This is a genomic window from Kitasatospora sp. NPDC034023, from assembly GCF_055575795.1.
The window spans coordinates 484,424-496,190 of sequence record NZ_JBVIRY010000001.1; the positions used below are offsets into that span (position 1 = coordinate 484,424).

The following is an 11,767-nucleotide window of genomic DNA, read 5'->3' on the forward strand; positions in this document are numbered from 1 at the left end:
TCTCGCCGAGCCCCGCAACCCGCTCACCTCGGGTTCCGATGGCCTAAACCGGTAACGATCAACCGGGAAGCTCCCCCATGGTCAGCCATTTGGCGGTAAGAAGTGCTGTTGGACAACCACCGGCAGACGTCACGTCAGCCGATGCGCCGCCAGTACCCAGCCGCCCGCCCGCCACAGGGAGCCCCACAGGTGAGCCAGCCGGAAATGCAGCCCGAGGAGAGTGCCTGGGGCAAGGAGATCGGCGAGGAGGACCCGCCCGCGACCGCCGTGGTCCAGCCGGCCTCCACCCGCCGTCGGACCGATCTGAGCACCCGCCAGTTCCCGCTCGGGGACTGGGGCGAGCCGGCCGAACGGCTGGAGGAGCTCTACCGCTGGTCCGAGGAGCGGGCGGTCGAGGCGATCGAGTGGTACCGCCGGGACCGGATCTGGAAGCGCCGGTGGGCACGCCTGCTGCGCTTCGGCACGGCCGGCTTCGCGGTGGGCGGGGCGACCGCCCCGCTGGTCGACCTGGCCGGCAGCTTGGCGCACGGCACCGGCTGGGGCTACGTCGGGCTGGCGCTCTCCGCCGCCTGCTACGGCGTCGACCGGGCCTTCGGCCTCACCTCCGGCTGGATGCGGGACGTCTCCACCGCGCAGGCCCTGCAACGCCGCCTGGAGGCGTTCCAGTTCGACTGGGCGTCGGAGTGCGTGCGCGAGGTGCTCGGCCCGACCGAGGGCACCGCGGGCGAGGCCGCCGAGCGCTGCCTGGGCGTACTGCGCCGGTTCTGCGAGGACGTCTCGGACATGATCCGCACCGAGACCTCGGAATGGATGCTGGAGTTCCGCGCCTCGATGACCCAGCTGCCAACCCAGGCCCCCGGGAGCTGGGGCGGGCGCTCCGAGCCGGGGGTCGGCGCCCAGGTGCGGGTGCTGCCGCCGCCGGGCACCAGGCCCACCATGCCGCGCCAGCGGCCGCCGGAGGGGCCGCTGCGGTAGGGCGCCTCGGCGGTCGTAGCGGTGGTCGTAGCGGCCGCCGCCCAGGCCGTGGGCGCTACGCGAAGACGATCATCGAGCCCTGGGTGACGCTCCGGGCCGCCGCCGCGTACAGGCCCGACCAGGCGTGCCGTTCCCGGGCGAAGGGGTGCACGTCGTCGATCGGCGGCCCGAACGGCTGCTCCAGACCGGTCGGGCCGAGCGGCCGGGTCGGGTCCGGCGGGTTGAGCGGGTCGATGCCCAGCGCCGGTGCCACGGCCTGCAGTTCACGCAGCAGTCCGTGGCTGGAGCCGAGCGGGCCACCGGAGGCGAGCAGCGCGTCGTCCACCAGCGGCACCGCGAACTCGATCGGCACGTACGCGCCCGCGTGGTCGAAGTGCCAGACCAGGTGCGACTGTTCGGCGCTGCTCTCGAACATCTCCAGCAGCTGCTCGTAGTCGCCGCCGAGCGCGTCGACCGGGGTGATGTCCAGGCCGGTGAGGCCCAGCAGGTAGGCGCGGCGCAGGAAGTGCAGCGAGTCGTAGTCGAAGGCGGCTATCGGCTCGACCGCGCCGCTGAGGCCCGGGACGAACTCGTAGACCGGCACCTCGGGGAGCCCGTACGAGGTCAACACCGCGTTGTAGAGGGCTAGATCGTCCCGGAACGGGTTGTCGGGGCTGTGGCTCAGCACGTCCACCAGTGGGACGAGCCAGAGGTCGCAAGCCATGGCCGGCAGTTCCTCTCCGGGCGGCGGGGATCGCCCGCGGGGCGGGGCGACGACGGGGGCGGAGTCGGTACTCGGACGGCCCTTTTCGGGGGGCGCCCGGTTCGACGCCCGCTCACCCTACCGGCCCGGGGCGGTGTGCGGGTCGGGCCGTCCCCGCGGAGCCTCGGGGGCCGACGAAGGCAGCCGTCGGCCGAACCGGCCGTACGGCACCGAGCGGGGCTGCGGCACCAGGCCGAGGCCCAGGCCCAGCTCCCGGCCCAGCTCCCGGCCGACCTCGTCACCGCGCAGCGACCGCTCGCCGCGGGCCCCGCCGGGCTCGGCGGGGCCCGCGGCGGGCCGCGACAGAGGCCCGAACGCGGGCGCGGGCTCCGCGGACGACGACTCGGCCGACGAACCGGCCGACGGCTCGGACGACGACTGGGCCGGGACGGGCGGCGGCTCCGTCCCGGTGGTCTCGGCGAGCAGTCCCAGGACGGTCACCGACTCCAGCGGCTGTCCGGCCAGCTCGGCCAGCAGCCGGGCGGTGTACAGGTTGTACTCGCAGATGATCCGGTGCGCGCCGGCCAGGTCGCCTGCCTCGATCGCCTCGACCAGGTCGGGGTGGCGGTCCCAGCAGACCCCGGCCAGGCTGGGCATCTCCCGCAGGTAGGGGGCGGCGAACATCCAGGACTGCACCCGCAGCCAGTCCAGGTAGTCGGCGATCCGGCGGTTGCCGAGCAGCCCGGCGACCTCCTGCCAGAACCGGCGGTCGCAGCCCACCATCACGTCCAGGTTCCCGGCCCGGGCGGCCCGGACGGCCGCGTCGGCCCGGCGGTGCAGCGAGGGCAGCCGGCTGAGGTCGGGCAGGGACCGGCGGGCGGAGAACTGGCGGTGGAAGCTGTCGGTGAGCAGCACCCGGGACTCGAAGATCTCCAGGAAGTCGTCCCAGCACAGCTCGGGCACCGTGAAGCCGCGGTGGTGCTCGGCGCGCAGCAGTCCCTGCGCGCCGAGGTCGACCAGCGCCTCGCGGGCCGGGGTCGCGGAGACGCCGTACAGCTCGGCGATCTCCTTGACGGTGAAGTTGCGGCCGGCCTCCAGTCGGCCGGCCATCATCTCCTCCCGCAGCGCGCCGGCGATCTGCTCGCGCAGGCTGTTGCGGTGGATGACGGGGCGGGGGGAGTCGCCTGCGCCGTTGCCAGGCATGGGCGCGACCTCCTCGGGCGGGCCAACCGTGCCGGGCCTCGACGGACCGGCGGGAACACGACGAGTGCTCATCTTCTCAAACCCGCCCGGGCCACGTACGAACCAACCCTCCGAAAACGCCGGGAGCCGGGCTCCGCGCAGCGCCGGACCGGGGCCGGCGCTGCGCCGGACCGGGCTGCGCTCAGCGCTGGACCGGCGCCGGGATCCCCAGCAGGCGGTCCCGCAGCACCGGGAACTCCTGGCGCGCCTTGGCCACCTCGGCAGGGTCGAACTCGACCGTCAGCACCTGCTCCTCCGTCCCCGCCTCGGCCAGCACCCGCCCCCACGGATCCACCACGATGCTGTGCCCGGCCTGCTCCACCCCGGCGTGCGTACCCGCCGTGTTGCAGGCCAGCACGAAGGCCTGCTCCTCCACCGCTCGCGCCCGGGCCAGCAGCGTCCAGTGCTCGCGCCGCCGGGCCGGCCAGGCCGCCGGGACCACCAACAGCTGCGCGCCGGCGTCCAGCAGCGCCCGGAACAGCTCCGGGAAGCGCAGGTCGTAGCAGGTGGCCAGGCCCAGCGTGGCGAAGTCGGTGGGCGCGGTGACGATCTCCTGACCGGCGCCCATCACCACCGCCTCGCCGCTGTCGAAGCCGAAGCGGTGGATCTTGCGGTAGGTGTGCACCAGCTCGCCGTCCGGGGCGAAGAGCATCGAGGTGTTGTAGATCGGCCCGTCCGGATCGCGTTCGACGATCGAACCGGCGTGCAGCCAGACCCCGGCGGCCCGGGCGGCGGCCGCCATCGCGTCGGAGGTGGGCCCGTCCAGGCTCTCCGCGCCGTCCGACCAGAGGTCGTACGCGAAACCACCGAGCGGCCACAACTCCGGCAGGACCACCAGGTCGGCGCCCTGCTGCGCCCGTACCAGCGCCGCGGCCCTGGCCCGCCGCTCGGCGGGCGGCTCCGTGTCGGAGACCGCGAGTTGGATCAATGAAGCGCGCACAGTACCACCGTCCACGGCAAGAGACCTACGATCGTCACCCGAAAGCGCTGCCCAGCTGTCTCCCGGCAGCGTAACGTGCGGTTAGCGTGTGCGCCCGGAAGCCGGACCATCCCGACCGGCGGTGACGGCGGGGCACAGACGGCAAGGAAGCTGACGGAGGGCCGGAGATTCCCGTGACGGACAACCAGACGGTGCAGGCTTACACCGAGGCGTGGACCCAGAGCATCGAGTCCATCTCGGAGCTGGTCGCCCCCCTTCCCGAGGGATCCTGGAACCGGGCCACCGAGTGCCCCGGCTGGTCCGTCCGGGACGTCGTCTCGCACGTCATCGCGGTCGAGTCCGAGCTGCTCGGCGACCCGCGCCCGATCCACTCGCTGCCGCGTGACCTCCGTCACGTGACCACCGAGTTCTCCCGCTACGTCGAACTGCCCGTCGACAAGCGCCGCTGCCACACCGCGCTGGAGATGACCGGCGAGCTGGAGTACACGATCATCCGCCGCTCCCGGGCGCTGCGGAACGCCAAGCAGACGCCCGACGAGCCGGTGCGCTGGCCGGCCGGACCGCTCGCCAGGGAGGTCCCGTACCACGAGCTGCTGCGGATGCGGGCCTTCGACGTCTGGGTGCACGAGCAGGACCTGCGCCGGGCCCTGGACGCCCCCGGCAACCTGGACGCCCCGGCCGCCCTGATCGCCCGGGACCTGCTGCTAGAGCTGCTGCCCAAGGCCGTCGCCAACAAGGCCGGCGTCCCGGCCGGGACGGCCCTGGTGCTGGACGTCACCGGCCCGGTGGAGTTCCTGCGCACCGTCCGGGTGGACGCCACCGGCCACTGCACCGTGGACGAGTCGATCAGTCTGGCCCCCGACGTCCAGCTCGCCATGGACTGGGAGACGTACCTGCGGCTCGCCTGCGGCCGCGGTCGGCCCGGGCCGGTCTCCGTCGAGGGTGACAAGGAGCTGGCCGAGCGGGTGCTGGCGAACTTCTCGGTCACCATCTGACGCCCGCGCCGCGAGAGGCCCGGGGCCGCGGTTCGGCCCCGGGCCGGTCAGCCCTGGGCCAGGTCAGCCCTGGGCCGGTTCGGCCCCGGCCGGTTCAGCCGTGGGCCGCGACCTTCCGGCGCAGCCGCAGGATCATCGCCGTGCCCACCGCCAACGGGACGTACTGCCAGCAGAACGCCCAGCGGAAGGCGGTGGCCGAGTACGCCCCGGCGCCGTCCGGGGAGAGCGCGTCCAGCAGCACGCCGATGCCGAACAGCGTGATCATCGTGCCGATGAAGCCGCCCATGTTGACGATCCCGGAGGCGGTGCCGAGCCGCTCCGAGGGGTTGCGTGAGCGCGCGTAGTCCAGGCCGACCAGCGAGGCCGGGCCGTTGCTGCCCATCACCAGGATGATTCCGACCAGCAGCCAGGTCGGCGGGTGACCGCCGGGCCAGGCCAGCACCAGCGCCCAGCCGAGCGCGGTGGCGGTGATGGTGGTGAGCACGATCGGCATCCGGGTGCGCGCCGAGGCGGAGAGCAGCCGCCCGAAGACGAAGCCGCAGGTCATGTTGGAGAGCACCAGCAGGGTCAGCAGCCCGCCGGCTCCGGCCCGGGACATGCCCTGTGCCTCGACCAGGTAGGGCAGGCCCCAGAGCAGGCCGAAGGCGTTGCCGGGGAACTGGGTGGTGAAGTGCACCCACAGGCCCAGCCGGGTGCCCGGCTCCCGCCAGCAGTCCAGCACCTGCCGACGCAGGCCCGGCCGGGTCCGCTGGTCCACCGGACGGTCCACCGATCGGTCCAGGGGCTGTACGGGGGCGGCCGGAGCCTCCTGGAGGAAGAGCGCGACCAGCGCGAACACCGCCACACCGAGCAGCGCGATCGCAGCGAAGGTGGGCGTCCAGCCCTCGCTGTGCAGCGCCTGGGCCAGCACCACGGTGGTGACCAGGTTGCCGCCCATCCCGGCCAGACCGGTCAGCTGGGCCACGAACGGGTTCCGGGCCGGCGGGAACCAGCGGGCGGCGATCCGCAGCACGCTGATGAAGGTCACCGCGTCGCCGCAGCCGAGCACCGCCCGGGAGGCCAGCGCAGGGGCGAAGGAGGAGCTGAACGCGAAGGCCAGCTGGCCGGTGCTCAGCAGCAGCACGCCGAGCAGCAGCACCCGGCGCGGCCCGAACCGGTCGACCAGCAGGCCGACCGGGATCTGCATGGCCGCGTATACCAGGACCTGGAGGATCGAGAAGGTGGAGAGCGCCGAGGCGCCGATGCCGAAGCGGTCGGCGGCGTCCAGCCCTGCCACGCCGAGGCTGGTGCGGTGGATGACGGCCAGGACGTAGACGCTGACGCCCACGGACCAGGCCAGCCAGGCCGCACGGCCACCGGGCGGCGCGGGCGCGGAGACAGCCACGGAGACGGGGACGGGCGCGGGGAGGGGAGCGGAGGCGGACAGGGGCGCTGCTGAAGGGGCGGGCTCCACGGTCATAGTGCGACCCAGATTAGTCATCCCATGATGGGAGGCCCAGGGCGGGGTTCGGTCGTCCGGGCGCGAACCCGCGCCCCCTCGGACCCGTGGATCCGCCGGTGCGCCACCCCGGCCTCAGCCGGTCGGCGGCCTCAACCGGGCAGCATCCTCAGCCGGTCAGCGGCCTCAACCGGGCAGCATCCTCAGCCGGTCAGCGTCCAGGACACCGACCGGGTCATGAAGCGGTCCCGGAAGGCCTCGTCCCGCACCCAGTCGGTGGTGTCCCGGACGGTGGCCGTCACGGTGGCCGTCCGGCCCGGGGCCAGGTCCAGCCGCGCGGTGTCCAGCCAGGAGCCGTCGGCGGACTGCGACGCCACCGGGACGCCGTCCACCTTCCACTCCACCTTCAGCTGCCGCGGTCCGGTCAGCGGCAGCGGCCGGACGTCGAGCCGGGGCCGCCCGGTCACCTCGCCGGGCGGCGGCAGCGGGGCGTCGGTCGGGCGGATCTTGCGGTACAGCTCCTCGATGATCGCCTCGCGCGAGGGCAGGTTGTAGGTGCTGCCCAGGGTGCGCATGACCGAGTCCGGGGTCGGCCGGTAGAGGCCGTTGCCGCTGCGGTACGCCCCGACGGTCCCGGCGCCGTCCGGGGACACGGCGCCCAGCCAGCGCCACCACTTGGTCTGCTTCTTGCGCATGTCGTCGGCGTTGAGGGTGGAGAGGTTCGGGTAGTCGGCATCGTCGGGGGCGCTGTCGTACTCGTCGCCGAGGTCCCCCACGGTGTGCCCGATCTCGTGCTGGATGATCCGTCCGGCATCCTGGCTGCCGCCCGCCAGGGTGGTCACCCCGGTGCCGCCGGCGCCGCCGTACTCCGTGGAGTTGGCCAGCGCGATCAGGTACTGCGGCCCGGCGCCGTCCCCCGCGTACCGGGCGGTGGCGGCCTCGTCGGCGCAGAGCAGCCGGGCGGTGCCCTCGCACCAGAAGTGCATGCCGAGCGGGGTGGCCGGGTTGCGGCCTCGGCTCTCGGTCTCGGCTATCCCGGAGACCGGGGAGACCACCTCGACCCGCCTTATGTTGAAGAAGCCCTGGTAGGTGCGGAAGGGCTCGATGTCCATCAGTGCGTGCCAGGCCTTGTCGGCCTGTTGCCGGAACACGTCCTGCTCGCCCGCCGTGTAGCCGTCGCCGAGCAGGACCAGGGTGATCCGGTTGGCCGGGTCCCCGGTGCGGCGTATGTCGACGGTCGGGGCGGCCGCGGGTATCCGCTGGTCGGCGCGGAGGGCGGTGTGCGGTGGCACCGCCCGGTCGGCCGGGACTCCCGGCCCGATCACGCCGAACGGCGAGGGGCCGGCCAGCTCCAGGGCGGCGGGGAGCAGGGCGGTGGACACCAGCACGAGCGCGGCCAGACTCCGGACGAGACGGCCAGGGTTGCCAGGCGGCATACGGGTGCGTCCTCGGGGCTCCGGTCACCCGGCGTCGCCCGGGTGGTGGAGCGGAGACGTACCCGGACCGGCGTGTCGCCCCCACCGGAGGACGCAAATGTCACCGACCTGGCCGAACGATCCGCATCCTCCCAGTCATACGGGTCATACCAACCACATCCCCGCTCAGGCCTTCCGGAAGCCCAGCACCAGATGGGTGCCCAGCCCGAACAGCAGCCCCCAGAAGGCCGAGCCGATCCCGAACAGGCTCATCCCCGAGGCGCTCGCCAGGAAGGTCACCACCGCCGCGTCCCGCCCGCGCTCCTCCGCGACCGCCGCCGCGAGGCTGCCCTGCAGCGAGGCCAGCAGCGCGACCCCGGCGATCACCGCGATCAGCTCCTTCGGCAGCCCGGTGAACAGGCTGACCAGCACCCCGCCGAAGCTGCCCACCAGCACGTACAGCACGCCCGAGGACATCCCGGCGACGTACCGGCGGCGCGGGTCCGGATGGGCCTCCGGGCCCGAGCAGATCGCCGCCGTGATCGCCGCCAGGTTCACCCCGGGCGAGCCGAACGGCGCCATCAGCATCGACACCGCGCCGGTCGAGCCGATCAGCAGCCGGTCGTCCGCCCGGTAGCCGGAGGCCCGCATCACCCCGAGGCCGGGCGCGTTCTGCGAGGCCAGCGCGACGATCGTGAGCGGCAGCGCCAGCCCCACCAGGGCCGACCAGGAGAACGCCGGCACCGTCAGCACCGGCACGGTCGGCCCGCCCGAGCCCAGGTGCAGCGGCAGTCCGACGGTGAGCGCCGCCAGCACCCCGCCGACCAGCAGCGCGACCGGTACGGCGTACCGCGGCGCGAACCGCTTGGCCAGCAGGAAGGCCGCGAAGCCGCCCACCACCAGCACCGGCGCGCTGTGCACGGCGCCGAAGATCCCGGCACCGAAGGAGAACAGGATGCCCGCGAGCATCGCGTTCACGATCCCCACCGGCACCGCCGCGATCAGCCGGCCGAACCAGCCGGTCACCCCGAACAGCGTGACCACCACCGCGCTCACCAGGAACGCCCCGACCGCCTCCCGGTACGGGTAGTCGCCCAGGCTGGTCACCAGCAGCGCGGCCCCCGGGGTGGACCAGGCGGTGATCACCGGCGTCCGGGTCCACCAGCTCAGCGCGAAGCCGCTCACCCCGCTGCCGATCGCCACCGCCCAGATCCAGGACGCGGTGTGCGCCGGATCCAGCCGTCCGGCGGCCGCCGCCGCGAGCACCACCACCAGCGGTCCCGAGAAGGACACCGCGACGCACACCAGCCCGGCCAGCAGCGCCGGCCCCGACACGTCCCGCCGCAGCGACCGACGTTCCCCGCTCCCGACCGGCGCCGTTTCCGGTCTGATCGTCAGTTCATCCGTCATCCCGGAAGTATCCCGAAGCGGCCTTCCGAAGACTCCCGAAAAAAGTTTTGAATCCACCTGCAACCCCCGGCGGGGATGCGCGTCTATACGGATGAAGGCACGGAGAGCAAGACCGGCAGAGCCGGGGGGCGCTTCCGCTCGGTAAGAGCGGGGCCGGTCGTCTTCACCAACACACCGTCAGTCACATGACCCTGGGGAGTCACGTCATGCGCACGTCCGTTATCACCCGTTTTGCGAAGAACGACCGCGCCTTCTCCGGCCGCCGCCGCATCGCCGTCCTCGCCGCCACCACCGTCCTCGCCGGCGGCATCCAGTTCCTCGCCACCGACACCGCCTGGGCCTGCGGCGACAGCGACGGCGACACCACCGCCGTGACGGCCCCGGCCGCCCCGGCACAGCACGACGGCGCCTACACCGTCGGCTTCCACATGACCCCGGACGGCCAGACCATCACCGCGGGCGGCCCCAAGGTCGAGGTCGGCGTCGGCGTCACCAACTTCACCGGCGCCCCGTACCAGAACGTCTCCGCGATGCTCTCGCTGTTCAACCCGAAGGGCGGCACCAACCTCCAGGACTTCACGGTCGAGGTCGCCACCGCCGGCGGTTGGAAGCCCGTCGCCCTCCGCCACGGCTGCGACCCGACGCTCTTCACCGTCACCTCCCCCGCCACCACCACCCCGCGCCTGGAGAACGGCCGGGCAGCCGACTTCATGTTCCGCGTGGGCCTCTCCGCGAAGGCGCCGAAGGACGTGGCCGAGATCCAGGTCGGCCTGGTCGCCAAGGCTCCCGGCTTCCCGGACGTGGTCGGGGACACGCACACCTACCACGTGGCCCGGACCGCCGCCCCCGCCCAGCCGACCGCCCCGGCCACGCCCAAGCCCGCGCACACCGAGACCGCCAAGCCCGCCCCGGCCAAGCCCGCTGCGGACAAGACCCCCGCCAAGGCCCCGGCCGCGCCCGTCGCCACCCCCTCCGCCGCGCCGGCCGCCACCGCCCCCACCGGCACCCCGGAGCTGGCCCAGACCGGCGCATCCTCCACCAACACCTTCCTCGCCCTCTCCTCCGCCGCCCTGCTCGCCCTCGGGGCCGGCGTCCTGATCGCCGTCCGTCGACTCCGTCCCCAGCGCTGACGTCGGACGGGCGCAAACGAAGGGGCCCTCCCCCGCACGATGGTGCGGAGGAGGGCCCCTTTCGGCGTGCTGTGCGCGATCAGCCCCAGGTGATCAGGCGCTTGGGACGCTCCAGCAGGGCAGCCGTGTCGGCCAGCACCTTGGAGCCCAACTCCCCGTCCACCAGGCGGTGGTCGAAGGAGAGCGCCAGCGTGGTCACCTGACGCGGGACCACCTTGCCCTTGTGCACCCACGGCAGTTCCCGGACCGCGCCGAAGGCGAGGATGGCGGCCTCGCCCGGGTTGAGGATCGGGGTGCCGGTGTCGACGCCGAAGACGCCGACGTTGGTGATGGTGATCGTCCCGCCCTGCATGTCGGCCGGCGAGGTCTTGCCCTGGCGGGCGGTCTCGACCAGCTCGCCGAGCGAAACGGCCAGCCCCGACAGGGTCTTGGACCCGGCGTCCTTGATGTTCGGGACGATCAGGCCGCGCGGGGTGGCCGCGGCGATGCCGAGGTTCACCTGGCCCCGGATGACGATCTCCTGGGCCGCCTCGTCCCACTGCGCGTTGATCTCGGGGTGCCGCTTGACCGCGGTGAGCAGCGCCCTGGCGACCAGCAGCAGCGGGCTGACCCGGACGTCCCGGCCCAGCTCGCCGCTCTCCTTGAGCCGGCGGACGAACTTCATCGTGCGGGTCACGTCGACCTGGACGAACTCGGTGACGTGCGGGGCGGTGAAGGCCGAGGCCACCATCGCCTGCGCGGTCGCCTTGCGGACGCCCTTGATCGGCACCCGGACATCGCCCGTGGCGGACCCGGCCACGGGCACCGGCGCCGCGACCGGCTCGGTCACGGCGGCCACGGCGGCCTCCGCCACCGGGGCGGCCGGAGCGGCCTTGGCCGTGGCGTGCGTGTGCACGTCCTCGCGGGTGATCACGCCGTCCCGGCCGGTCGGGATCACGTCGCGCAGGTCGACGCCCAGGTCCTTGGCCAGCTTGCGGACCGGCGGCTTCGCCAACGGCCGGTCCCCGGTGGGCGCTTCGGCCACCGGCGCCGGAGCAGGCGGAGCGACCGGAGCAGCCGGTGCCGCCGGTGCCGCCGGTGCCGGGGCCGGCGTGGTCGCGGTGACCGTGGTGGTGGTCGTCCGCCGGGCCCGACGCTGGGCGACGCCGGTGCGCGGGCCGTACCCGACCAGCACCTCGCGGCGCTCCGGCTCGGCCTCCTCGGCGGGAGCCGGCGCGGCAGGCGCCGCCGCGGCGGGGGCGGGGGCGGGGGCGGCCGGAGCCGCGGCCCCCGCCTCCCCGGCGACCGCGACGGAAATGATCACGGTGCCGACGTCGACCGTCGTGCCCTCGGGGAAGTGCAGTGCCTCGACCACCCCGTTGAACGGGATGGGCAGCTCCACGGCCGCCTTGGCGGTCTCCACCTCGCAGACGACCTGCCCGTCGGTGACGGTGTCACCGGGCTTGACGTACCAGCTGAGGATCTCGGCCTCGGTGAGGCCCTCGCCCACGTCGGGCATCTTGAACTCGCGGAGCGAGCGAACTTCGGTGGTCATCTTCGC

10 protein-coding genes are annotated in these 11,767 nt (G+C 73.6%); 3 read left to right on the forward strand and 7 right to left on the reverse strand.

Going from position 1 to position 11,767, the window contains the following annotated elements; genetic code table 11:
* The first annotated feature begins 189 nt into the window (after positions 1–189).
* Positions 190–975 carry an SLATT domain-containing protein gene (locus tag ACZ52R_RS02165; protein ID WP_465615365.1) on the forward strand — a complete coding sequence of 262 codons (786 nt, stop codon included), beginning with the start codon at positions 190–192 and terminating at the stop codon, positions 973–975.
* 55 nt (positions 976–1,030) lie between these two features.
* On the opposite strand, the gene ACZ52R_RS02170 is transcribed toward ACZ52R_RS02165, so the two are convergent.
* From ACZ52R_RS02170 to ACZ52R_RS02180, 3 genes are all read right to left on the reverse strand, one after another.
* Positions 1,031–1,678, reverse strand: coding sequence for a hypothetical protein (locus tag ACZ52R_RS02170; protein ID WP_360502397.1), 648 nt, complete (start codon positions 1,676–1,678; stop codon positions 1,031–1,033).
* Positions 1,679–1,795: 117 nt separating this feature from the next.
* Positions 1,796–2,860 (reverse strand): GntR family transcriptional regulator, encoded by a 1,065-nt coding sequence (locus ACZ52R_RS02175; RefSeq protein WP_465661567.1) that lies wholly within the window; start codon positions 2,858–2,860, stop codon positions 1,796–1,798.
* Positions 2,861–3,041: 181 nt separating this feature from the next.
* Positions 3,042–3,839 carry a carbon-nitrogen family hydrolase gene (locus tag ACZ52R_RS02180; protein ID WP_465615369.1) on the reverse strand — a complete coding sequence of 266 codons (798 nt, stop codon included), beginning with the start codon at positions 3,837–3,839 and terminating at the stop codon, positions 3,042–3,044.
* Positions 3,840–4,012: 173 nt separating this feature from the next.
* Here ACZ52R_RS02180 and ACZ52R_RS02185 point away from each other — a divergent pair, with 173 nt between their 5' ends.
* Positions 4,013–4,834 carry a maleylpyruvate isomerase family mycothiol-dependent enzyme gene (locus ACZ52R_RS02185; RefSeq protein ID WP_360502404.1) on the forward strand — a complete coding sequence of 274 codons (822 nt, stop codon included), beginning with the start codon at positions 4,013–4,015 and terminating at the stop codon, positions 4,832–4,834.
* A 94-nt stretch (positions 4,835–4,928) separates the two neighbouring features.
* Here the strand turns inward: ACZ52R_RS02185 and ACZ52R_RS02190 are convergent, their stop codons facing one another.
* From ACZ52R_RS02190 to ACZ52R_RS02200, 3 genes are all read right to left on the reverse strand, one after another.
* A complete protein-coding gene (locus ACZ52R_RS02190) occupies positions 4,929–6,293 on the reverse strand; it encodes an MFS transporter (RefSeq protein ID WP_465752571.1) in 1,365 nt (454 codons plus the stop codon).
* Positions 6,294–6,475: 182 nt separating this feature from the next.
* Positions 6,476–7,708: a M64 family metallopeptidase gene (locus ACZ52R_RS02195; protein WP_465615374.1), complete on the reverse strand. Its 1,233-nt coding sequence runs from the start codon at positions 7,706–7,708 to the stop codon at positions 6,476–6,478.
* 165 nt (positions 7,709–7,873) lie between these two features.
* Positions 7,874–9,097, reverse strand: a complete 1,224-nt coding sequence (locus ACZ52R_RS02200; RefSeq protein ID WP_465615376.1) for a benzoate/H(+) symporter BenE family transporter — start codon at positions 9,095–9,097, stop codon at positions 7,874–7,876.
* Between the two features lie 206 nt (positions 9,098–9,303).
* On the opposite strand from ACZ52R_RS02200, the gene ACZ52R_RS02205 reads away from it, so the two are divergent.
* Positions 9,304–10,227 carry an LPXTG cell wall anchor domain-containing protein gene (locus ACZ52R_RS02205; RefSeq protein ID WP_465752516.1) on the forward strand — a complete coding sequence of 308 codons (924 nt, stop codon included), beginning with the start codon at positions 9,304–9,306 and terminating at the stop codon, positions 10,225–10,227.
* A gap of 79 nt (positions 10,228–10,306) precedes the next feature.
* On the opposite strand, the gene ACZ52R_RS02210 is transcribed toward ACZ52R_RS02205, so the two are convergent.
* Positions 10,307–11,761 carry a dihydrolipoamide acetyltransferase family protein gene (locus tag ACZ52R_RS02210; protein ID WP_465752517.1) on the reverse strand — a complete coding sequence of 485 codons (1,455 nt, stop codon included), beginning with the start codon at positions 11,759–11,761 and terminating at the stop codon, positions 10,307–10,309.
* Positions 11,762–11,767: the final 6 nt, after the last annotated feature.

Bases quoted from the DNA above. Each gene is read 5' to 3' on its own strand.
- ACZ52R_RS02170 (WP_360502397.1), bottom strand. From the start codon at position 1,678: ATGGCTTGCGACCTCTGGCTCGTCCCACTGGTGGACGTGCTGAGCCAC.
- ACZ52R_RS02175 (WP_465661567.1), bottom strand. From the start codon at position 2,860: ATGCCTGGCAACGGCGCAGGCGACTCCCCCCGCCCCGTCATCCACCGC.
- ACZ52R_RS02190 (WP_465752571.1), bottom strand. From the start codon at position 6,293: ATGACCGTGGAGCCCGCCCCTTCAGCAGCGCCCCTGTCCGCCTCCGCT.
- ACZ52R_RS02195 (WP_465615374.1), bottom strand. From the start codon at position 7,708: ATGCCGCCTGGCAACCCTGGCCGTCTCGTCCGGAGTCTGGCCGCGCTC.
- ACZ52R_RS02200 (WP_465615376.1), bottom strand. From the start codon at position 9,097: ATGACGGATGAACTGACGATCAGACCGGAAACGGCGCCGGTCGGGAGC.
- ACZ52R_RS02205 (WP_465752516.1), top strand. From the start codon at position 9,304: ATGCGCACGTCCGTTATCACCCGTTTTGCGAAGAACGACCGCGCCTTC.
- ACZ52R_RS02210 (WP_465752517.1), bottom strand. From the start codon at position 11,761: ATGACCACCGAAGTTCGCTCGCTCCGCGAGTTCAAGATGCCCGACGTG.